Source organism: Massilia aquatica (genome assembly GCF_011682045.1).
Taxonomy (GTDB): Bacteria; Pseudomonadota; Gammaproteobacteria; order Burkholderiales; family Burkholderiaceae_D; genus Telluria_A; species Telluria_A aquatica.
On record NZ_VVIW01000002.1, the window covers coordinates 154538 to 175754 of the forward strand.

A 21217-nucleotide genomic window follows, 5' to 3' on the forward strand; every position below is an offset into this window, starting at 1 on the left:
AGCACTTTCAAGATGATCATTTGCATAGGCGCCGGCCCCGGCGACGTCGGCTACCTGACGCAGCGCGGCGCGCAGCTCATTCGCGAGGCTGACGTTGTCGCCGGCTTCGACGCGGTACTGAACGTGGTCCAGAGCCTGATCCCGGCCGAGGCCCACGTCATTGGCATGGCCTACCGCGACCAGGTCGCGCAGCTCGATGAAGTGGCGCGCCTGCACCACGCGGGCAAGCGCTGCGTGGTGGTCTTCATGGGCGACATTCATTTCAGCGGCTTCCAGTACCTGGAACGGGTCGAACGCGCCTGCGGCCACCCGGTCGAATCGCTGCCCGGCATATCGTCGGCCCAGATCCTGGCCTCGCGCGCCAAGGTCTGCTTCGACGAGACCACCTTCATCACATTCCACCGCCGGGGCGACCTCGATCCGTTCAAGCGCCATCTGGTGCACGTGCTCCAGGACCAGCGCAACGCGATCGTGATCCCGTGCCCGTGGGACGCGGCGCGCTCGTTCATGCCCTGGCATATCGCGGCCTATCTGCTGGAACACGGCATTTCGCCCGATCATCCGACCGAAGTGTGGGAAAACCTGACCCGTGGCGAAGCCGAATGGCATGGCAGCCTGCTCGAATGCGCCAGCCATACCTGTTCCGACATGAGCATCATGCTGATTCGTACGCTCGCGCCGATGGCCAGCCAGATCGAGGCGGCCCCCGCACCATGACCCAACAGGAAAAACTCGGCATCGTCGTTGCGGGCCACGGCAGCCGCGATCCGGACGCCGTGCGCGAATTCGAAGCGCTGGTCGAACTGGTGCGCGCGCGCGCGCCGAACGACGTCGTCACGCATGGCTACCTGGAGTTTTCCAGCCCGACCATCGCCGAAGCGGTGCGGGCCAACCTGGCGCTTGGCACGCGCCAGGTGGCGGTGGTGCCCGGCGTGCTGCTGGCCGCCCGCCACGCCAAGAACGACATGCCGGCCGAAGTGCAGGCCATGGCGCGCGATTATCCGGACATCGATTTCCATTTCGGCGCGCCGATGAACCTGCACCCGCAACTGCTGCAACTGGCGCAGGAACGCATCGTCGAAGCCGAGTCCACCTCGCCGCTGACGGTGCGCCGCTCCGACACCTGCCTGGTGCTGGTCGGGCGCGGCACCACCGACCCGGACGCGAATGGTGAAGTGGCCAAGCTGGCGCGCATGCTGGAAGAGGGCATGGGCTTCGGCGGTGTGTACGTATGCTATTCGGGTACGGCCACGCCGCTGGTGGCCGACGGCCTGCGCGCCGCCTCCCGCATGGGCTTCGAACGCCTTGTGGTGCTGCCGTTCTTCCTGTTCGACGGGGTGCTGGTCAAACGCATCTACGCGGCCGCCGACGACCTGCGCGAGCGCGAGCCGGCTCTGGAAGTGCTCAAGGCCGGCTACTTCGGCGTGCACTCGCACGTGGCCGACGTGATGATCGAGCGCGCGCGCGAGGCGGTTGCCGGACGCGCCGCCATGAACTGTTCGCTGTGCAAATACCGCGTGCAGATCGTGGGCTTCGAGCAGCAAGTGGGCGAGCCGCAGCAGGCGCACCACCTTGCGGTGCGCGGCTTGCTGGCGCAGGAACCGGCAGTGGCGGCCGCGCCCACGTACGCGCCGTACGAGCCGCACCCGATCGAAGCCGAGAGCTTCCAGATCATCGGCGCGGGACGCGACTGGTCGGGCTTCCCGGCCTCGCAGATGACGATCCTGCAACGGCTGGTGCACACCAGCGGCGACTTCGGCGCGGTGGACGATATGTATTTTTCGCCGGGCGCGGTCGAAAGCGGCATCCTGGCGCTGCTGCGCTGCAAGCGCGTGCTGACCGATGTGACCATGGTGCAGACGGGCCTCAAGCGCCAATTGTTAGAAACCCTCGGCATCGACACCTGGTGCGGCGTGCATGACCGCGAAACGCATCTGATGTCTGCGGCGGAAGGCATTACGCGTTCGGCGGCCGGCATCCGGCGTGGCTGGCAAAAATTCGGCAACGACGTGGTGCTGTCGATCGGCGACGCGCCGACCGCGATCGCCGAAGCGGTGCGCCTGATCCGCGACCATGGCTGGCGCCCGCAACTGGTCATCGGCCTGCCGGTCGGCTTTGTCGGCACGCGCGAAACCAAGGACGAACTGCGGCGCTGCCTGCAAGTGCCGCGCATTACCAACAGCGGCACGCGCGGCGGTTCGCCGTGGGCGGCGAGCGTGGTCAATGGCCTGATGATTGACGCGCTCAATCAGCTTGCAGGGTATGAAGCACCTTGAACGGGTCCGGTTCGACCTCGCCATCCCGGCGTTAAACGGGCTGCGGCGCGGCCGCACCACAGGCAGCTGCGCCACGGCGGCGGTAAAAGCCGCACTCGGCTTGCTGCTGCACGGCGCGCGCTGCGACGCCGCCAGGATCAGCCTCCCGGACGGCGTGCATTTTCTTGACGTGCCAATCCAGATGGTCGATTGGACGGATGACGGCACAGCGCGGGCCGAGGTATTGAAAGACGGCGGCGACGATCCGGACAACACGCACGGCGCCACCATCTTTGCCGAGGTTCGGCGCAACGATGCGCGCGTGGTGCGCTTTTTTGCCGGGCGTGGCGTGGGCACGGCGACGCGCCCCGGCCTGCGCGTGGCGGTGGGCGAGCCGGCGATCAACCCGGTGCCGCGCCAGATGATGCGGCGCGCGGTGGAAGAAATGCTCGACGACGCCATGGCGGAGCCGCCCGACAGCGGGTTCGATCTGGTGATCGGCTGCGAAAACGGCGATGTCATCGCGCGCAAGACCTTCAATCCGCGCCTGGGCATACTGGGCGGAATTTCGATTCTCGGCACCTCGGGGATCGTGGAGCCGATGTCGCTGTCGACCTGGATCGCGTCGGTCGAGGTGTATGTGCGGGTGGCGCTGGCGGCGAGCACCGAGAGCGTGGCCTACCTGCCCGGCAAAATCGGGCGCGAGTTCGCCAGCGGGGTGTTGGGCCTGCCGGATGAACGCTCGGTGCAGATCGCAAATTTTCTCGGCGACGCCCTGGACTTCACCGAAAACGCCCTGCGCGAAGCCGATCGCAGTCTCGATGTGCTGTGGCTCGCAGGGCACCCCGGCAAGCTGGCCAAGGTGCTGGACGGGTTTTGGGATACGCATTCGAGCAAGAGCAACATGGCAATGGCCGGTGTCGCGCGCGTGGTGGCCGCGATGGGCGGCGATACGCAACTGGTACACGACATAGAAAATGCAAACACAGTGGAAGCAGCAATGGAACGTTTAAAGAGTGAGTCCTTCGCCCAGGCGGTGTGGATCGAGATCGAGCGCCGCATCGGCATGCTCGCGCACGCGCGCGTACCGTCGGTCAAGCGGCTCGAAGTGCGCCTGTTCGATTTGGCCGGCAACCCGCTCGGGGTGGACGCGTGAGCACCGGTACCTTGTGGGGCATCGGCGTCGGTCCCGGCCCGGCCGGCTACCTGCCGATGGCGGCGCTGGAGGCACTGCGCCGCGCCGACCTGATTTACGCGCCGCGTGCGCGCGGGGCCGAGCTGTCGGTCGCCTTGCAATGCCTGGCCGGAATCGACATCGACCCGGCCAGGCTGCGCGAGATCGAATTCAACATGGACCCGGACCGTTCGGTCCTGAGCGAGCACTATGCCCAGCTGGCCGACAGCATCGCACTGGAACTGCGCGCCGGGCGCGACGTGGCCTACCTGACCATCGGCGACTCGCTCACCTATTCGACCTATGGCTACGTGCTGGCAGCCCTGCGCGCGCGCATTCCGGATCTGCCGCAGCGCACCTTCCCGGGCATTACCAGTTACGCGGCCGCCGCATCGGCGCTGGCCTGGCCGCTGGGGGAGGGCAAGGAGCGGGTATTGATCCTCCCATGCCCCGAAACGGCGGAAGAACTGCGCAGCGACATCCTGAGCCACGATATCGTGGTGCTGATGAAGGTCGGCGCGCGCCTCGGCTGGGTGCTCGACCTGCTGCGCGAAATGGGCATTGCCGAGCACTGCGCCTTTGCGCGCCGCATCGGCCTGCCCGGCGAATTGCTGGCCTCCGGCGTCGGCGACCTTGTCGCCAACGACGCGATGGGCTACCTGGCCACCTTGCTGGTGCGCCGTCAACCACGGCAGGAGAGATAAGATGAAAGTGTACTTCGTTGGAGCGGGCCCCGGCGCCGCCGATTTGATTACCCTGCGCGGCGCGCGCCTGTTGGGCAGCGTCGACATGGTGCTGTACGCCGGCTCGCTGGTGCCGACCGAAATGCTCACGCACTGCCGCGTTGGCGCCGAAATCATCGACACCGCCAAGCTCGATCTGGAGCAGCAGCAGGCTTGCTACGTGCGCGCACAGGAAATGGATATCGACGTGGTGCGCCTGCATTCGGGCGACCCGGCCATCTACGGCGCCACCGCCGAACAGATGCGCCGCCTCGATGCGCTGGGCATTGCGTATGAGGTGGTGCCGGGCGTATCGTCGTTCACCGCTGCCGCCGCGGCCATCAGCGCCGAATTGACCAAGCCGGAAGTGTCGCAGAGCGTGATCCTTACGCGCGTATCGGGCCGCGCATCGGCCGTGCCGGAGCTCGAATCGATTGCGCGCCTGGCCGAACACCGTGCCACCATGTGCATCTTCCTGTCCGGGCCACACCTGAAAAAGATTGTCGGCGACCTGTCGCTGCACTATCCGCAGGACACGCCGGTGCGCCTGGTGTACCGCGCCACCTGGCCGGAACAGAAAATCTATCAGGGCACGCTCGGCACGGTGCTGGAAGACACCAAGCGCGGCGAGTGGAACCTGACCACGATGATGCTGGTCGGCGCGGCGCTCGACAAGGATGTGGCGGTCGAATCGAGCCTGTATTCGAAAGACTTCACGCACCTGTTCCGGGTCGTCAAGAAGAACAAGGCGGAGGCGGCGTCGTGAACCCAGCGCCGGCCATCTGGCTGGTGCGCGCGCATGGCGAGGAGCTGGCGGCGGTGCTGCAAGCTGGCTTGAACGCCGAGGTGTATCGCCCGTGGTTGCAGGAAGGCGTCAGCCACAAGGCGCAGTTTGCGCAAATCTACCGCCGCCATGCGCAATGGATCGTGATTGGCGCGACCGGGATCGCGGTACGCTTTCTCGATGGCCTTACGGCGGACAAGCACACCGACCCTGCGGTCGTGGTGCTGGACGAAGCGGGACGCTTTGCCATTTCTCTGCTGGCCGGGCATGAAGGCGGCGCCAATGCGCTGGCCTACAAGGTCGCGCGGGCGGTCGGTGCAACCCCGGTGGTCACCACCGCCACCGAGGCCTTGAAGCCGCTGGTGGTCGGCATCGGCTGCCGCAAGGGCGTGCCGGCGGAACGGATCGAGGCGGCGGTGCGCCACGCGCTCGGCCAACGCGGCATTGAAGAAGTGCGCGAAATGGCGACCGTGGACCTGAAAGCGAACGAACCGGGTCTGCTGGAATTTTGCAGCCGGCACGAGCTGCCGCTGCGCGTGTTCGCGCGCGCCACCCTGGCGGCGCGTCCGTGGGTCAGCGTGCCGTCGGACTGGGTGCGCAGCAATGTGGGATTGGATGGCGTATGCGAGCCGTGCGCGCTGGTCGCCAGTCCGCGCGGCGCGCTGCTGGTGCCAAAAACGTGCCTGGACGGCGTGGCCGTCGCGGTAGTTGAAGATAAATGGATGGAGATCTGATGAGTGGTGTATTGAATCTGGTGTCGGTCGGTCCCGGTTACGAGGACCTGATCGCACCGCGCGCGATTGCGGCGTTAAAAGACAGCGATGTGATCGTGGCGTACGAACTGTATTTGCGCTGGATCATGCCGCACCTGGAGGGCAAGGAAATCCACACGCCGCCGCTCACGCAGGAACGCGAACGCGCCTTGCTGGCGATCGAAAAAGCACGTGGCGGCGCGCGCGTGTCGCTCATTTCGAGCGGCGACATCGGTATTTACGCGATGGCCGCGCTGGCATACGAAGAAATGAGCGAGATTGATACCTACCAGGTCAACCTGATTCCGGGGATTACCTCGGCCAACGCCTGCGCCTCGCTGCTTGGCTCCCCGCTGTCGCACGACTTTGCCACATTGAGTCTGTCGGACCTGCTGTGCCCATGGGAGTGGATCGAGCACCGCGCGCGCCATATCGCCAAGGCCGACCTTGCGTGCGTGATGTACAACGTGCAAAGCGCCAGCCGCCAGCAGGGCGTGTACCGCGTGCTGCAGCTGATGCTCGAATCGAAGGCGCCGCATACCCTCTGCGGCGTGGTCAAGAACGCCTACCGCCCGGGTCAGGAAGTGAGCATCCACCGGCTCGACGAGCTGCCGTCGCTGCAGTTCGACATGCTCACCACCATCGTGGTCGGCAACCGCTTCACCCAGCGCAAGCGCGGGCAGATTTTTACGCCGCGCGGCTACAACGACTGGGACGCCAAGGCCGACAGCACGCTGCCGCAGCGCCAGGAGCTGCCCGATGGCGGCGTGTGGGTGTTTTCCGGCACCAGCGACGGCAATGCGCTGGCGGCGCGGCTGGCGGCGGGCCAACACCGTCCTGTGGTGGTGTCGGCGGCGACCGATCATGGCGGCGACGTGGCGATCAAGGCCTGCCCGGGTGCGACCGTCTGGGCCGGGCGCCAGGGCATCGAGGCGCGGCGCCAGGCGCTGGTGGCCAGCGGCGCCAGGGTTCTGGTGGACGCCACCCATCCTTACGCGACCAGCATGTCGGAGCAGTTGATCGGGCTGTCGCGCGAACTGGGCATCCCGTATTTGCGCTACGAGCGGCCAAGCAGCTTCAATGCGGACGGCGGCACCCTGTGTGCGTCGCCGCAAGACGCCGCCGAACGCGCCATCGCGACCGGCCAGCGCATTTTCCTCTCCACCGGGTCGAAAGACCTGGCGACCTTCTTGCATGCCGACGGCGCCGGCGACAAAGAGTGGTTCGCGCGCCTGACGGCCGAACCCGAATTCATCGAGCGCGCCGTTGCGCTGGGCGTGCCGCGCGAGCGCATTTGCGCCATGCAGGGGCCGTTCTCGAAGGACTTCAACATCGCCTTGTGGCGCGACTGGCGGATCGACTGTGTGATCACCAAGGATTCGGGCGACGCCGGCGGCTATGCGGCCAAGGTGGAGGCGGCGAAAGCTCTCGGTATCCCGCTGCTGGTGATTCAACGCCCGCAGGTTGATTACCCGGCCATGTGCAACAGCCTCGACGATCTGATCGCGCAACTGGCGAAACTGGACCTGGCATGAAGCAGCCGATCCCCGTCACCATCGTGACCGGCTTCCTGGGCTCCGGTAAAACGACGCTCTTGCGCAGCCTGATCGAAAAGCGCCAGAGCCGCCGCCTGGCGCTGTTGATCAACGAGTTCGGCGAAATTTCGATCGACGGCGCGCTGGTGCGCGGCGAAGCTGGCGCGGACGATCAGGTGCGGGTGCACGATTTTCCGTATGGCCTGATCGCGTATGGCGACGACGAACTGTTTTTGCCGACCATGCAGGCGATCGCCGCACGCCGCGCGAATGTGGATCACGTGCTGATCGAAACCTCCGGCCTGGCCCTGCCGACGGCCATCATGGAGATGCTGCAAAGCCTTGAACTGGCCGAGGACTTCATTCTCGACGCCACCCTGGCGGTGGTCGATACGCCGCTGCTGCTGTCGGACCAGTTCGAGACCGGCACTGGCAGCGATGCGGCGGCCACGGTGTTCGGCCAGCAGCTCGAATTTGCCGATGTGGTGGTACTGAATAAAATTGATGACCTTGACGACGACGCGCTGCTGCTGGCCGAAACGCGGGTGCGCGAGCGCGCTCCCAAGGTGCGTTTCCTGGAACTGGCGTACAAGGCGCAGCTCGACATCCGCCTCGCGCTCGGGTTGCGCCTGCATCAGCCGACCCGCACCGAGCACACCCACACCTACACGCCGCTGGCGACCATGCCCGGCCCGAATACCGGCGTGCTGGCCGAGCAGGGGCGCCTGAACGGGCATGCGCATTCGGGTCTGGCCGCGCATTCGCACGGACTGGCCACGCACAAGCATTTTCACGAGCAGGACCCGGGCTGGCTGTCGTTCGTGCTGCGCAGCGATGCGCCGCAAAGCGCCGACAAGGTGCGCCACGCCTTGCAGGAAGCGGTGCGGCTGGAACCTGTGTTGCGCAGCAAAGGGTTCATTCGCACCAGCGAGACCGGGCAGGCGGTGCTGGTACAAGGCGTGCGTTCGCGCGTGATGATCAGCGTCGACGCGGTGCGGCCGGCGGCGCGCCGCTCCGAACTGGTCATCATCGGTTATCACGCCAGCCGCACGCGCGTGGCGGCGGTACTGTCGGAGCTGACCGGAACTGCCTGGCACTAAACTTGCATCAACCATTTAATCATTTTCTATCCTGGAGCTTCACATGCAAACCAAATTCATTCGTACCCTGGCGCTGGCGCCCTTGTTCTACTGCGGCGCGGCGCTGGCCCATCCCGGCCATGACGGCGGCTTGCTGGCCGGCCTGGCGCATCCGTTCTCGGGCCTGGATCACATGCTGGCCGCCGTCGCTGTCGGCATCTGGGCCGCGCAGCTGGGCGGGCGCGCGCGCTGGCTGCTGCCACTGAGCTTCATCGCCTTGCTCGCCGCCGGCGGCATGATGGGCATGGCGGGCGTGGGTATCGCCGCGCTGGAAAGCGCGATCATCGCGTCGGTGCTGGTGCTTGGCCTGTCGATCGCCTTCAAGGTCAAGCTGATGCCGGCGCTGGGCGCGTTGATGGTCGGCGCGTTCGCGCTCGTCCATGGCCTGGCGCATGGCGCGGAAATGCCGCACGTGGGCAGCGCCGCCATGTACTTTTCGGGCATCGTGGCGTCGAGCGTCGCGCTGCTGGCGGGCGGCATGGTCGCCGGTGCGGTACTGCGCCAGCAACAGGCGTGGCTGCGCGGTGTTGGTGCGGTGATCGCGCTGGGCGGCGTCTGGATCGGCGCCGCTTTCTAAACAAGTTGGGCGTGGGCTGCGCTCATGCCCATGGCCAGCGGGCCGCGTTCGCACAGGGCGATGTCCCAGTGCTGGTTTTGTACTGAAGGGAATAGCGCGGCGCCGGCCAGCACCAGGCGGCTGGTCGCTTTCCACAGAGGGAGCGGGATGTCGGCGTCGGCGCCGGCCAGCTTCCAGCTGGCGCGCACGATGTACGCGCCGTGCGCGCGCATCGCCACTGTCACGCGCAGGCCGCCGAGGCGGTGTGGCGAGGGCAGTTCTTGCAGCAGGTAGCCGCGCGCGCATGGCAGATCGAGCAGTTGCACCAGGTCGGCCAGCGCAATCAGCGCACCGTTGCCGAGCACCGCGGCGTCACTGCTTTTCTCGTAACTGATCGCTGAAAAAATCTCCGCATCCCCATCATCCGACGCCGGCACGAACTGTAGCGGGTAGACCGCCGCGTCGCGCAGGTAGCGGCGCGCTTCGGCCGCGCTGTGTAGCGGGCGCACGCCAGCGATCACGCAAGCGCCGCACCTGAACAGGGCGGCCACGCGCGGGGAGGGCAGGGCGTGGGCCAGCATGGCGGCATGAAACGCGATCCGGTCGGGGGCACAGGCAGGCTGCGGCACGTGCGCGCGCGCGCGCGGCGCGGGCAGGGCGTGGAAAATCCGCTGGATCAGGTCGTGCGCTTGCGTGAACCCGCTTTTGTGCGTTGCGATTGCCTGGCTGAAGTAGGACATTGATTTTCCCTGTTGATTGGTTCACCGCAACATTCCCTCAGATAACGTTACCGTGAAGAATCGGACGTGAGCATGAGGCAGGCCAAGCTTGTGGCTTGCCGTGTGTAAACACGACAGCGGATCTTCGTTGTTGGCGTTGTCATGCGCAGGTTGGGGGCGCTAACATGCCCACTGCGCGAAAAGTTGCGAACTTAATGATCAGGAATATTGATGGAAACTCGTGAACGGCGGGAAACGGTGTCTTATGTACTCGACAACTTCAGCCATCTTCTAACGGACGATGAGCGCGCTGCTGTCGAGTGCGTGACGTTCAGGATGGGCGGGGACACCCGCACATACGCAGTCATGCGCAGCGGCGGTGAGGCGCCCGGGCACATCCTGGCGCTACTCGCCAATGGCCAGCAGGCCCTGAGGTTCGCGTGTGCCGACAAGCTGCTCGGCCTGCACAAGGAACTGATATTCGCCAACGCATGCCCGTCGTGCGGCAAGCTGCTAAGAACCCCGCGCGCCAGGCAATGCCTGAAGTGCGGTCACTCGTGGCATCAGTCGCCAGACGTATAAGCAATGCTAGTATCCCGGCTTACTGCCACCAGACAAGCGTATGAACAACGATAAACTGCAGGGAACCTTCCAGCTGGACCGGTCCAGGAACGCGACCGTGCAGGTCTTCGAGCATCTGCGCGAGATGATCGTGACGCTGGCGCTGGAACCGGGGCCATCCTCGCGCGCGATGAACTGGCGCGTTACTTCAACCTGTCCGCCACGCCGATCCGCGATGCGCTGACCCGGCTTGGCGAAGAGGGGCTGGTCGACATTTTTCCGCAGCATGTCACGCGCGTGCGCAGCGTCGATATTACGTCCGTGCGCGAGGCGCATTTCCTGCGCCTGTCGGTCGAGCTGGAAATGGTGCGCATGCTCTCGACAGCACCCAATCCGGTGCTGTCGAAAATGCTGCTGGGGCTGGTTGCGGGTCGCGCAGCTGTGCCACGAGTGGGGCCTGACCTGGGGTTCGCATTCGAACAAGCACTTCGATGTGTCGCTGGCCATGTTCACGCATGTGGCGGCGGCCGCGCCGGGCAACATCACCGCCATCGACACCCACTGGATCTGGCAGGACGGCCAGCACCTCACGCGCGCGCCGCTGCGGATTGTCGACGGCATGATCGACGTGCCGAGTGCGCCGGGGCTGGGCGTCGATCTCGATATGGATGCGGTGGAGGCGGCGCATGCGCTCTACAACAGCATGGGCTTGGGCGCGCGCGACGATGCGCTGGCCATGCAGTATCTGGTGCCGGGCTGGCGCTTCGACAACAAGCGACCTAGCCTGGTGCGATGAGGCGCGTGATGAACTTTGTCAAACAGACACGGTTTTCAAGATGAGTGACGTGTCTGTTCAGCGCCAGACTGGTGGCTACGGCGACGAAACTGCGCGGCATGGTAAGCTTTGCTAAATCGTCACTATTTTCAGGAGGCATGACATGTCGGACTCGACTGGTCTGGACAACCCCGACCCGACCGCGTTGGGGCCCTTCATCGCCGAACTGCATGCCTATTTCGCCTCGCCGCCCGATCCCGCCGACGTCGGCCGCCACGGCATTCTTGCGCAATCACCAATTTGGCGAGGCAGTGGCATGACTGCTGGCTGATCTGGCAAGCTGCTGCCACCAAGCAATTCATCTATTGGGCTTGTTCTCTTGCCATGCCCGGCGCATAGCACCGACTTTCAGGTACAGTGAAAAGTTCAAATGAATCCTGATCATGCCGATGCCGCTGCTCTCACGCAGGGCGGGGAATGCCTTCAGCGCTGCCTTGGCAACGTGAAATTTTAAAAGATAGAAACAAAGAAGAAACAAAGAAAGAAACGCATATGACTATTGTTGATGGCATCCGGCGTGTGGCTGTTTTGCTGACGGTCATCACCGCAGTTGCAATAATCTGGAACGAGAAACCGTTGTTTGATCTTGTGTATGACATCGACGGCCCCGGCAGGCCACCAGTACTGGCGGCGTCCTGCGATGACAAGGTGCACGGCGCGTACGTCATTCCCAGGAAAACCGATGATGGTCGTCCTTATCGCCTTATATTATGTTTCCTCGCAGGTAAGTCAACGGAAGGCGTCATGCTGGTTGAATACAGAACTGCGGAGGGGCATCTCCGGATGAATACGCCGCACTCGGCTGAGGTGCAGCAATACATGCAGCGGACCGCAGCGCGTTTTGCTCAGACGCCGGACGAACTGCTCGCTGCAAAAACGGGCGTGCATGAACAGCGGCGCTCGCGCTTGATTGCCGGAGCAACGATCACACTGGCGGCATTGCTCTTTTCCTGGTTATGTATCGGGATGATCGGCCCGATGATCAAAAACAGAGTCCGGTAACGCGAATGCTTATAGAGCGAAACGGAAATGACGATGTTTGATGGTATCCGGCGCGTGGCAGCCGTGTTGTCCTGTATTGCGGTCATTGCCGCAGCTGTGTCGATCTGGAACGAGAAACCGCCCGTCGAGTTTATTTACCAGATTGATGGCGTCGATAAGCCAGCAGTCGTCGTGGACTACTGTGATTATAATGTGCACGGAAGCCGTGGGCTGTTTAGAGAAACTGATCACGGTCGTACTTATCGCGTTACATTATGTTTCCTGGCATATGAGTCAACGGACGGCAGGATGCTGGTCGAGTATAAGGATGCCGATGGCGTCATCGGAAGAAACATTCGGTACTCGGATGCCGTGCAGCATTACATGCGTCGAACCGGTGAGCTTTTGGATCAGACGCCAGCCGAGATGCGCGCTGCAAAAAAAGAACTGGATATGCAGCGGCGCTCGTACCGGGTGGCGGGGACAATTTTCACGCTGGCGGTGCTGCTGTTTTTTTGGTTATTCATGCAGATTGTCGGCTTGATGCTCAACAGCATGCCGGCACTGCGCGATATCAATCATGGCGAGTGAACGTGCCCGACAACAGCAAGTGGTGTGCCGGCCGCTGATCCGACAGAATAACTCAAGCTTCGTGATCGTTGAATTGATCACAGTTGTTTCAAGGTGTTATTGCCGCCGGATGTGCGAAAAATATCCCTGGGAACGCGACAGCGTATAGAAAGAAACGGAAATGACTATTTTTGATGGTATGCGGCGCGTTGTAGCCGTCTTGTCCTGCATTGCGGTCATTGCCGCAGCTGCAGTGATCTGGAACGAGAAACCGTTCGTCGAGTTTATTTATGAAATCGATGGCGTTGATAAGCCACCAGTATCCGTGGAATTCTGTGAATTCAATGTGCATGGAGGCCACTCTATGCGGAGAGAAACCGATGACGGTCGTACTTATCGCGTCACTTTATGTTTCCTGGCACATGAGTCAGCGGACGGCAGAATGCTGGTCGAGTATAAAAATGCGGATGGACTCACCGGCAGGAACATTCCACGCTCGGATGAGGTGCAACAATACATGCGTCGAACCGGTGAGCTTTTGGTTCAGACGCCAGCCGAGCTGCTCGCTGCGAAAAAAGAACTGGATAAGCAGCGGCGCTCGTACCGGGTGACAGGGGCGATTTTCACGCTGGCGGTGCTGCTGTTTTTCTGGTTATTCATGCAGATTGTTGGCGTGATGATCAATAGCATGCCTGCACTGCGCAATAACAATCCTGGCGATAACAAATAGCTTTCCTTTTCTGTGCCGAGACAAGCGGGTACAGGCGGCCCACCAGGTCGTGTTCTGGCTCAGTGAACGTGCCGGAAACCAGCGATTGATGTGCCCGCCGGTGAACCGATAGCATTATTTAGGCTTCGTAACAGGAGGCGTCGTGACAGGAGGCTTCGCAACAGCAGGCGTCGTGGCAGCAGGCTTCGTGGCAGCAGGCTTCGCGACAGCAGGCTTCGCGACAGGAACTTTCAGGGGATCATCTTCTTTATAAAGATAGGTGGTCCTTTTCGGCTCGTTGAATTCTTTCGCTACCTCGTTTTCCCATGTAACGACGTTCAGCATCTGATCCCCCTTCTCAGTGTAAAACCATGAGTACCATGTTTTTTTAGGGTGTAGCGCTGTATCGTCAATGCTCATGGCGGCGTGCCCTATTTCGTGATACAGCGATCGGCGCATATCAGCATAAACAGGACCTGTCTCGGTGTTGATTTTCGGCCTGTAATACGGATCCATATCGATTTTGTCTCCACCGAGATCCTTTACATTCGCATCGTTTCTGGTTCGTCGAAAATCGACCACAAACGGTACAGGGTCTCTCATGATCATAGTCCGGCGTTGCTCCAGTTGTTTCAAGGCCTTGTCGCCGACGGATGTGCCAAAAATCTCCCTGAGACCTTTTTCAGCTTCTATCTGCTGAGCAGCCGTCCCGCCTTTCACGATAAAGTCTTTTTCCCCGATTTTGAAATGCCTTTCTGCATTGTTCGGGTTTGCTCTTTCTCCATTGTAATTTCCCATCGCGTCATAGCCGCGGCCGAGCTGCGCGGATGAAGTCGCGGCAGTCTGCCCGGTCATGCCAATGTGCGACTCTGCGTTCTCGAACAGATCGGAACCGAGGCCGTTTCGGACCATCGCAGCCAGCGTATCAGTGACTGGACCCTGGAAAACGGCGGTAGCACCGGCCTCCACCATCGACAAGATATCGTCCGCTACGGACGAACCCATCCCCTCGGGCATGACCGGGTCGGTCTGGACCGCGCCTCCCCCAATAAAGACATTGTTCGATCCTTCGATAATGAACGCGCCGCACGCGATCTTGTCGCTTACCCTCGCTGCGGGGAGCCCGTTGATAAAGACCGTGGGGCTGCCGGTCGCAATCGGCGGTGGCGCCTGGTCGTGCTTCGAACACACCGTCTTGTCGACGTGCGCCCGCGCGGCCTTGATGCCGTTGGTGAACACATTCCCGGAGCAAGGTCCGATGACTTTGCCGGTCTTGTCGCCGCCACCGCTTCCTTTGGGACCGTCGCCGGGCGGCGTGTGGCCGATCGGATCGCCTAACCGTGCTGCTTGAGGCATGCTTTAACCCTCCCCGGTGTGGGCGCGAAAGGATGCCGTGCATCGTTGCGGCGCATATCCGCCCGCCATGCGGCAGGCGAGCCGCGCGGAAAATTCAAAGCGCGCGTATCGGGAAGAACGTTTCATCGTGGGCCGTGCTTTCATGGTGACCATCCGGGTCTTGCAAAACCAGGGGAAGGGCGAGAATGTCGTGGGGCGCCAGCGACAAGCAGGGTGCCCGATTCGGAGGTGATTGAATGTTAAGCTTAATCAAAAAACCATATGTTGAATGCTACGTGAACGGCTTCGATCATGCAACCAAGAAATGCAAGTCGCCATTCCGCAACAAGGTCGGATGGTGCACGTTAATCAATCCGCTACAAGCCTCAGGATGCCCTGGCGGCAAGGCAGGGCAGCTTGAAAAAACGGTTTGACGCGAGAATCAAGGTTGATTCCAAAAGAAAAATCAGATGCGTAACACATGATTTGCCGCAGATTCACGCAACCCCAGCCCCTTCCGTCACGGCCAATCCAGCCTCCTCGACCGCGCGCATATCCGCCGCCGGCAGCTCGATGGTAAACCGGCTGCCTTTGCCCGCGCCCTCGCTGTACGCACTCACGCTGCCACCGTGCAGCTCCACCAGTTTGCGCACCAGCGCCAGCCCCAGTCCAAGCCCGCCGGTGGCCCGGTCGGGGGTCCTGCGTCCCTGCGAAAACAGCTCGAACACGCGCGGCAGCAGTTCCGGCTCGATGCCATTGCCGTTATCGCTTACCTCGACGCTGACCCGTTCGCCTTCGCGCGCCAGGGTTACCCGGATCGACGACTGCGGCGGCGAATACTTGGCGGCGTTGACCAGCAAGTTGGTCAGCACCTGGATCAAACGCGTGGCGTCGCCGCGCACCCAGTATTCTTCTTCCCCGCAAACAGTGTCGAACTGGTGCGCGCCCTTGTGCATCGCGCCCATGGTCTGCTCCACTGCGGCGGCCAGGATGGCGCGCATCGACACCGGTATTTTCTCCAGCGTGATCAGCCCGCGCGTGACCCGCGACACGTCAAGCAGGTCGTTCACCAGGTGATTCATGTGATCGACCTGGCGCGAGATGATGTCGCCGGCCTGGCGCATCTGCTCGGGCGAGATATTCGGCATCTTGAGCAGGTGCGCGGCGGTGCTGATGGGCGCCATCGGGTTGCGCAGCTCGTGCCCGAGCATGGCCAGGAATTCATCCTTGGAACGGTTCTGGCCCTCGGCGATTTCGCGCGCCTGCTGCGCTTCCGCCAGCAAGCGTTCGCGCTCGGCCGAGGCGCTCGCCAGCAGATGGGCGCCCAGGTACACGTTCTGGTCGAGCCGGTCGACTTCCGTAATGCCCGAATACAGCGGCAGCCGGGTCGGCCCGCCCACCATCGCCCGCGCCGCATCGCCGGTGCGGGCAATCGCGCGCGTCACGCGGGCGCTGAACAGCAGCGCGGCGGCGCCGGCCAGCAGCAGGGCGATCAGCAGCCCCGACACCGAATACAGCACCGTGCGCCGCGCGGTGCCGTCGATGGCCGCGCGCGGGGCCGACATGGACACCCACCAGCCCGACACGGTGGACGCGGTCAGCATCGCATAGCGTCCGTCCGGCGTGCTCACCAGGCCGTTTTCGCCCAGGCGGATGGCAACCAGCACCGGCGGCGCCGCCAGGCTGCCCACGGCCGCGTGCTTGCCGTTGCTGGCCAGCAGGCGGCCCTGGCGGTCGTACACGGTGAAGGTGGTGCCCTCGGCATCCGGCGCGGGCAGGGCGCGCAGCAGGTCGTCGACGTCGAAGCCATAGCCGAGCACGTAGCGCACGCCGTTGTCGAGAAAGACCGGAAAGTCGACTTTGACCACATAGCTTTCGGGCAATTTGCCGGGCAAGAGGTCGGAGATGGCATACGCCGCGCTCGAGAGCATGCGGTCGACGCGGGGGCGTTCCCGGGCGCGGGTGTCGGGCAGGGCGGCGTCGGGCGCTCGGGTGGTGTCGACGAGCAATTGTCCGCTGTCGTCGTACAGCTCGATCCAGGCGCCGTCGTTGCCGGCCATGGTGCGCGCCTTGATGCCGAACTGGGCGATTTGCCCGGCTTCAAGCTTGTTGGAACTGCTCAGACCACGGATCAGGCCGATCGCCTGGTGCCATTGACCATCAACGGCGATCGAGGTGGCGCGCGCCGCCAGTTTCATGGACAGCACGGCGGCGTCGCGCTCGGCCTGGATCAGGCGGCTCAACGGCACGGTGGAAAACAGAATCACCGGCGCCAGCGCCGCCACGATCATCAAGGCAAGGAAGGACCGAATCTTCATGATAACTCTTCCGGGAGAACGCGCCAGCGCGAGCGGACTCGCTCATGCATTGCATCCCATCAAGCTTAGCATGTCTTTACGTTCAAGATTCCTATTAGTATTTCTCTACTGTTGGATTGGGGTAACGCCACTTGACGCGGCGTTCCCCATGCGCTCTAAGGATTCCAGCCGAGGCCGTTGTTCCAGGCGGCAAACACCTTGGCGCGTGTGGCAAATCCGGCCGCCACCTCATCTTCGCTCAGCAGGTAGCCGCCGACCCGTGCCGACAGGTTCACAGGCGCACCCTGCACGTCTGTAGTGCCGAACTCGCGCCAGCCCGACAGCGCGCTCGGCTGCACCGGATTGGGCGCCGGCTGGCCGTTCACGCCAAGTCCGGCCCAGCCGGCCGGGGCGATGTGCGTATCCATCTTGCAGTTGATGAAGGCGATGTTGTCCCAGCTGCCGGTGCCGCCGGGACTGCGCGCCAGCCAGGTGGCGCCGTTGGGCACGTCGCCCTGCGCGGGACCGGGGCCGGGGCCGTGCGTCAGGCTGCTGCCCAGGAACACGAAGCCCTTGTCGCCCGCATTCGGCACGCGTGCCTGCAACACGTAGCCGCCAGCGCTGGCGCTGGTGCTGTCGCCGACGCTGCGGATTTCGCTTTCCTCGAACAGGGCCGCGCGCGCACCACCCCAGATGAAGTCGACGTTGCCGGCCACCAGCGAGCGGTAGAACCAGGCATAGCCTTTCAGGTTCAAGGTGTCCTGTTCGCTGTGGAAGGCGGCGTTGGTGGCCACCAGGCGGCCCTCGCTGTTGAAGTACAGCGTTTCGGCCTGGGCCGAGATGGCGGGCGCGCGCAGGGTGGTGTTTTTCAGGGTCAGCTTGTCGAGCGTGAGCAGGTCGGCCGCTTCCACCAGCAGCACGGAACGTCCGCCCAGAGGCGCGCCGCCGCTGCCCGGCGCTTCGCTGGCGCCGGTGCCGGGGTTCAGGGTGTCGTAGTTAGTGTAGTGAATCAGCACGCCGTCGCGGCTTTCGCCCTGGATGGTCAGGTTGTCCTTGCCGCGCAGGTACAGCAATTCTTCGTAGCTGCCGTTGCGCACGCTGATGGTCACCGGATCGGCGTTGGCGAAGGCGCTTGTAGCGTGATTGAGCGCGCCCTGCACGGTGCGGAAATCGGCCGGGCCGTCGTCATCCACGACGAGGCTGGCGCTGCTTGGCGCGCCGGCCTTGGTCGTAAAACCCCAGCCGCCTGCCTTGCCGATGCCGCGAAACGGCGTGCCGCCCAGGGTGGCGCCGTTGAACACGCCATCGGCAATCGCCACGTAGTAGGCGCTGCCGTAGGCGAGGCGGTTGTTGTGCGGTTTGATGGTCACCGTGTTGCCCTTGATGCGCACCGGCGCATAGCGCACGCGGCGCAGGCGGTCCTGGCCGGCGTGGCCGATGGCGTCCACATCCTCAGCGGGCCGGATCACATCGACCAGCGCATCGTCGCTCTTGCGGAAGATGCGGATGGTGCCGCCGCTGCCCAGGATCGGTGGATTGTCGAAGGTCAGGGTGAGCGGGCTGTCGATGGCTTGGTCCACCGCGCCGGCCGGCGGGAAGCTGGCGCCGTCCAGGCGGTAGGTCTGGGCCGGCTGCACGAAGGCGGGCGCGATGGTGGCGCCGATGCTGCGCGTGAGCGTCGGGTCGGCGCCGCTGGTAAACACGATTTTCGCGCTGCCGGCCGCCAGCGGGGTGAGGGTGACGGTCGCGCCCTCGATGCTCACGCCCACCACGCGAGGTTTACTGGACTCCACGGTGAAACTGTCGGCGCTGCCGTCGCCTTTTTTCGCGCCCACGTTGATGACCAGCGGGGCATCGCCCGCTTCGGCCGTGTACGCCAGCGGATGCGGGTTGAGCGTGAGCTGCACCGGTTTGAGGGCCGGGTCGCCGACCCGCACATCGTCGATCTGGAACGATTTGTTGGTCGTGTACAGGCCGATCAGCCCGCGCGCGGCAAAGCTGCTGTCGGTCACCGCGCCGAGGTTTTCGCCATCGAGATACACGGTCAGGGTGCTGCCGATCATCTCGAAACGCACGGTGTAGAACTGCGCATCCATGGCAATGGCGCGCTTGCTTTGCTTGATCTTGCTCAAGCTGTTGCCGAGCATGCGCGCGATCTCGACCTGCGTGCTGGTGGTCGCGTTCTGCACGTTCAGTCCGGCGCCGTACCAGTTGGCCGGATCGACGTAGCGCGCGATCAGGTACAGCTGCTTGTTGCCGGTGGTGCTGTTGGTCAGCGGCCGGATGCGCGCCTCGACAAAATAATCGCCCGAGGGCACGCCCTTGAAGGCCTCCGGCTTGACCAGCGACAGGATGCCGCCGCTACTCGCCGCCGTGTATTGCAGCACCTTGTTGCTGGCGCCGGGTGTATCGGGCTGGACCGCGAAGCTGCCGTTCGGGCCCGCCAGCGGCAGCAGGCTCCAGCGCGCGCCCGAACCATCCTGGAAGTCGTCGCAGAAGTACAGGCCGGTTGGCGGACAGAACAGGGTCGGCAGGGTGTCGGTGCTGGTGTCGCCGCTGCCCGTGATGCTGGTGCTGAGTTTGCCGCCACCGGCCTGCGCCAGCGCGTTGGCCTTGACCAGCGCTACCGGACGCGGGGTAAAAGCGTACGGCACGGTCCAGCTGACCGTGGCCGGCACCGAACAGCCTTGCAGCGCGACGCCGTTCAGTTGCGAGCCCTGGTCCTTCCAGGCGCCGCCGTCGCCGCCCGGTGCGTTGATCACATCGTCGCAGCCGGTGGCGCCGGCGATGGCGAACACGTTGTTGTGCGACAGGATCTTGGCGTTCTTGCCCACGCCCACGCTGTACTGGTGGTGGTAGACCGGCGCCGTCTTGCTGCCGGAATGATAGTTGTTGAACAGGTGGACCATGCCGAAGCGCACCCGGGGCGCGCGTTGCGAAATATCGGCGAAGACGTTGTTGCTGTAGGTGACGCGCAGCTTGCCTTCGTCGGCGGTGGCGCCGTCGCCGCCGCCGATCAGGTTGTTCTTGTTGTGCTGACCGAAATGGTTGTACGACACGGTGACGAAGTCCGATGCGCTGGTGATATCGAGCGCGCCATCGTGGCATTGCTTCTGCTTGCCGTTTTCGATGGGGAGCTGGTCGTCGGTTTTTGGTGCGTCGGTAAAGCTGTTGTGGTCGATCCAGACGTGGTGCGAGTTCGACACGCCAATGCCATCGTAGGCGGAGTTCCAGTTGCCGCTGGCGCCGTCGAGCGGGTCCCAGATGGGGCCAACATCGCACGGGCTCATGATCTTCAGGTTGCGGATGATGACCTGTTCCACGTTCTGCACGGCGATGTGGCCATTGACGATGCCGGCACTGGCTCCGGCGCCGATCAGGGTGGTGTTGCTGCCGAGGCGGATCGCCCCGCGCGCGGCCTGGTCGCCGGTGCTGGCGTAGGGTACGCCGCCGCTCATGTCGATGATGCCGGTCAGCTTGATGATCTTGCTGGTGTTGCCGCCGTTGCGCAGGGCGGCCAGCAACTGGGCGCGGTCGGCCACGGTGTAGATTTGTTCGGGCACGGCGTTGGCGCCGCCCACGGTACCGCCAGACTGGCTGGCCCAGCCGTCAAGCGGCGCGGCCTGGCGTGCGGGGTTGGTGGCGGCATGGGCCTGCTGACAGGCGAACGCCGTCAGCAGGGCGGCGCTGAGCGCGGCCCTGATCGGTGCTTCTTTCATTCGATTCTCCGGTGGCTAGACTGTGGTGGCGCGGCGGCGCATGAGGGCAAAGGCGGCAAGGCCGGCCAGTATCAGGGTCACGCTGCCCGGTTCCGGCACCGGCGAGGGCGCCGCTTCCAGGCGCGCACTGAAGCTGGTAAAACCATTGCCCCAGTCGAGCCCGGAGAGGTCCAGGCCGATGGTGTGGCCGTCGATCAGGTTCAGGACCGGGAGGCCGCCGATGGCCGCGCTGTCGAGCAGGCTGAAACGCGTGAGCGGCGCGCCCAGGCTGGCGCCGAAATCGAAGCGCATGCTGTACGCGCCCGCCGCTACCTGCCCATTGTTATACACCGTCATCACGCCATCTTCGGCAAAGTCGATGCCGAACAGGAAGTCGGCGCTGAGGAACTCGACGCCGCCGCTGCCGGTCGAGTCGATGGCCGTGATGTTCGACCCCGCAACCGGGGCGAACTGCTGGTCCAGCCCCAGCATGCCGGCAGAGGACCCGTTGTAGGTCGCGCTGATGGTGGTGTGTTGCAGCGGCAAAACCGCTGCGCTTGCTTGTCCCGCGGTCAATGCCACGACCGCGAGTGTC

At 63.8% G+C, this 21217-nt stretch carries 19 protein-coding genes and 1 pseudogene; 15 read left to right on the top strand and 5 right to left on the bottom strand.

Going from position 1 to position 21217, the window contains the following annotated elements; translation table 11 throughout:
• Window positions 1-12 precede the first annotated feature (12 nt).
• From F1609_RS03740 to F1609_RS03780, 9 genes are read left to right on the top strand one after another with little or no spacing between them, the layout of a single operon-like run.
• Complete coding sequence (locus F1609_RS03740; RefSeq protein ID WP_167074841.1) at window positions 13-717, top strand: cobalt-precorrin-7 (C(5))-methyltransferase; 705 nt, start codon at window positions 13-15, stop codon at window positions 715-717.
• The gene (locus F1609_RS03745) at window positions 714-2276 is read left to right on the top strand and encodes a precorrin-8X methylmutase (protein ID WP_167074843.1); all 1563 of its coding nucleotides are present in this window, start codon (window positions 714-716) and stop codon (window positions 2274-2276) included. Before F1609_RS03740 ends, F1609_RS03745 begins: the two co-directional genes overlap by 4 nt.
• On the top strand, window positions 2263-3411 hold the full coding sequence (cbiD, locus tag F1609_RS03750; protein WP_167074845.1) for a cobalt-precorrin-5B (C(1))-methyltransferase CbiD: 1149 nt from the start codon (window positions 2263-2265) through the stop codon (window positions 3409-3411). Before F1609_RS03745 ends, cbiD begins: the two co-directional genes overlap by 14 nt.
• Complete coding sequence (cobI, locus tag F1609_RS03755) at window positions 3408-4133, top strand: precorrin-2 C(20)-methyltransferase (RefSeq protein WP_167074847.1); 726 nt, start codon at window positions 3408-3410, stop codon at window positions 4131-4133. Before cbiD ends, cobI begins: the two co-directional genes overlap by 4 nt.
• 1 nt (window position 4134) lies before the next feature.
• Window positions 4135-4917, top strand: a complete 783-nt coding sequence (gene cobM / locus F1609_RS03760; RefSeq protein ID WP_167074849.1) for a precorrin-4 C(11)-methyltransferase — start codon at window positions 4135-4137, stop codon at window positions 4915-4917.
• The gene (locus tag F1609_RS03765; RefSeq protein ID WP_167074851.1) at window positions 4914-5669 is read left to right on the top strand and encodes a cobalamin biosynthesis protein; all 756 of its coding nucleotides are present in this window, start codon (window positions 4914-4916) and stop codon (window positions 5667-5669) included. The genes cobM and F1609_RS03765 overlap by 4 nt, the downstream gene beginning before the upstream one ends.
• Window positions 5669-7222 carry a precorrin-3B C(17)-methyltransferase gene (gene cobJ, locus F1609_RS03770; RefSeq protein ID WP_167074853.1) on the top strand — a complete coding sequence of 518 codons (1554 nt, stop codon included), beginning with the start codon at window positions 5669-5671 and terminating at the stop codon, window positions 7220-7222. Before F1609_RS03765 ends, cobJ begins: the two co-directional genes overlap by 1 nt.
• Complete coding sequence (locus F1609_RS03775) at window positions 7219-8322, top strand: CobW family GTP-binding protein (RefSeq protein WP_167074855.1); 1104 nt, start codon at window positions 7219-7221, stop codon at window positions 8320-8322. The genes cobJ and F1609_RS03775 overlap by 4 nt, the downstream gene beginning before the upstream one ends.
• 43 nt (window positions 8323-8365) lie before the next feature.
• Complete coding sequence (locus tag F1609_RS03780) at window positions 8366-8938, top strand: HupE/UreJ family protein (RefSeq protein WP_167074857.1); 573 nt, start codon at window positions 8366-8368, stop codon at window positions 8936-8938.
• Here F1609_RS03780 and F1609_RS03785 read toward each other — a convergent pair.
• Entirely contained in the window at window positions 8935-9657 is a 723-nt protein-coding gene (locus F1609_RS03785) for a hypothetical protein (RefSeq protein ID WP_167074859.1), read from the bottom strand. The genes F1609_RS03780 and F1609_RS03785 overlap by 4 nt on opposite strands.
• Window positions 9658-9867: 210 nt before the next feature.
• Here F1609_RS03785 and F1609_RS03790 point away from each other — a divergent pair, with 210 nt between their 5' ends.
• From F1609_RS03790 to F1609_RS03820, 6 genes and pseudogenes are all read left to right on the top strand, one after another.
• A complete protein-coding gene (locus tag F1609_RS03790; RefSeq protein WP_167074861.1) occupies window positions 9868-10218 on the top strand; it encodes a hypothetical protein in 351 nt (116 codons plus the stop codon).
• A gap of 397 nt (window positions 10219-10615) precedes the next feature.
• Window positions 10616-10993, top strand: a pseudogene (locus tag F1609_RS03800) (enolase C-terminal domain-like protein); the annotation flags it as partial.
• A 142-nt stretch (window positions 10994-11135) separates the two neighbouring features.
• Window positions 11136-11303, top strand: coding sequence for a hypothetical protein (locus F1609_RS03805; RefSeq protein ID WP_167074863.1), 168 nt, complete (start codon window positions 11136-11138; stop codon window positions 11301-11303).
• A gap of 146 nt (window positions 11304-11449) precedes the next feature.
• Window positions 11450-12034 carry a hypothetical protein gene (locus F1609_RS03810; RefSeq protein WP_167074865.1) on the top strand — a complete coding sequence of 195 codons (585 nt, stop codon included), beginning with the start codon at window positions 11450-11452 and terminating at the stop codon, window positions 12032-12034.
• Between the two features lie 33 nt (window positions 12035-12067).
• Window positions 12068-12604, top strand: a complete 537-nt coding sequence (locus F1609_RS03815; RefSeq protein WP_167074867.1) for a hypothetical protein — start codon at window positions 12068-12070, stop codon at window positions 12602-12604.
• Window positions 12605-12764: 160 nt separating this feature from the next.
• Complete coding sequence (locus F1609_RS03820) at window positions 12765-13313, top strand: hypothetical protein (protein ID WP_167074869.1); 549 nt, start codon at window positions 12765-12767, stop codon at window positions 13311-13313.
• A 114-nt stretch (window positions 13314-13427) separates the two neighbouring features.
• On the opposite strand, the gene F1609_RS35010 is transcribed toward F1609_RS03820, so the two are convergent.
• The 4 genes from F1609_RS35010 to F1609_RS03840 form a co-directional block, all read right to left on the bottom strand.
• The gene (locus F1609_RS35010) at window positions 13428-14648 is read right to left on the bottom strand and encodes a PAAR domain-containing protein (RefSeq protein ID WP_167074871.1); all 1221 of its coding nucleotides are present in this window, start codon (window positions 14646-14648) and stop codon (window positions 13428-13430) included.
• A gap of 476 nt (window positions 14649-15124) precedes the next feature.
• Window positions 15125-16945 (bottom strand): sensor histidine kinase, encoded by a 1821-nt coding sequence (locus tag F1609_RS03830; RefSeq protein WP_167074873.1) that lies wholly within the window; start codon window positions 16943-16945, stop codon window positions 15125-15127.
• Between the two features lie 155 nt (window positions 16946-17100).
• On the bottom strand, window positions 17101-20643 hold the full coding sequence (locus F1609_RS03835) for a pectinesterase family protein (RefSeq protein WP_167074875.1): 3543 nt from the start codon (window positions 20641-20643) through the stop codon (window positions 17101-17103).
• A gap of 15 nt (window positions 20644-20658) precedes the next feature.
• Window positions 20659-21168, bottom strand: a complete 510-nt coding sequence (locus F1609_RS03840; protein ID WP_167074877.1) for a PEP-CTERM sorting domain-containing protein — start codon at window positions 21166-21168, stop codon at window positions 20659-20661.
• Window positions 21169-21217 lie beyond the last annotated feature (49 nt).

Coding starts and splice junctions, on each gene's coding strand:
- F1609_RS03810 (WP_167074865.1), top strand. CDS start 11,450: ATGCCTTCAGCGCTGCCTTGGCAACGTGAAATTTTAAAAGATAGAAAC.
- cobM (WP_167074849.1), top strand. CDS start 4,135: ATGAAAGTGTACTTCGTTGGAGCGGGCCCCGGCGCCGCCGATTTGATT.
- F1609_RS03830 (WP_167074873.1), bottom strand. CDS start 16,945: ATGAAGATTCGGTCCTTCCTTGCCTTGATGATCGTGGCGGCGCTGGCG.
- F1609_RS03820 (WP_167074869.1), top strand. CDS start 12,765: ATGACTATTTTTGATGGTATGCGGCGCGTTGTAGCCGTCTTGTCCTGC.
- cbiD (WP_167074845.1), top strand. CDS start 2,263: ATGAAGCACCTTGAACGGGTCCGGTTCGACCTCGCCATCCCGGCGTTA.
- F1609_RS03745 (WP_167074843.1), top strand. CDS start 714: ATGACCCAACAGGAAAAACTCGGCATCGTCGTTGCGGGCCACGGCAGC.
- F1609_RS03780 (WP_167074857.1), top strand. CDS start 8,366: ATGCAAACCAAATTCATTCGTACCCTGGCGCTGGCGCCCTTGTTCTAC.
- F1609_RS03815 (WP_167074867.1), top strand. CDS start 12,068: ATGTTTGATGGTATCCGGCGCGTGGCAGCCGTGTTGTCCTGTATTGCG.
- F1609_RS03805 (WP_167074863.1), top strand. CDS start 11,136: ATGTCGGACTCGACTGGTCTGGACAACCCCGACCCGACCGCGTTGGGG.
- F1609_RS03775 (WP_167074855.1), top strand. CDS start 7,219: ATGAAGCAGCCGATCCCCGTCACCATCGTGACCGGCTTCCTGGGCTCC.
- F1609_RS03790 (WP_167074861.1), top strand. CDS start 9,868: ATGGAAACTCGTGAACGGCGGGAAACGGTGTCTTATGTACTCGACAAC.
- F1609_RS03785 (WP_167074859.1), bottom strand. CDS start 9,657: ATGTCCTACTTCAGCCAGGCAATCGCAACGCACAAAAGCGGGTTCACG.
- F1609_RS03835 (WP_167074875.1), bottom strand. CDS start 20,643: ATGAAAGAAGCACCGATCAGGGCCGCGCTCAGCGCCGCCCTGCTGACG.
- F1609_RS03740 (WP_167074841.1), top strand. CDS start 13: ATGATCATTTGCATAGGCGCCGGCCCCGGCGACGTCGGCTACCTGACG.
- cobJ (WP_167074853.1), top strand. CDS start 5,669: ATGAGTGGTGTATTGAATCTGGTGTCGGTCGGTCCCGGTTACGAGGAC.
- F1609_RS35010 (WP_167074871.1), bottom strand. CDS start 14,648: ATGCCTCAAGCAGCACGGTTAGGCGATCCGATCGGCCACACGCCGCCC.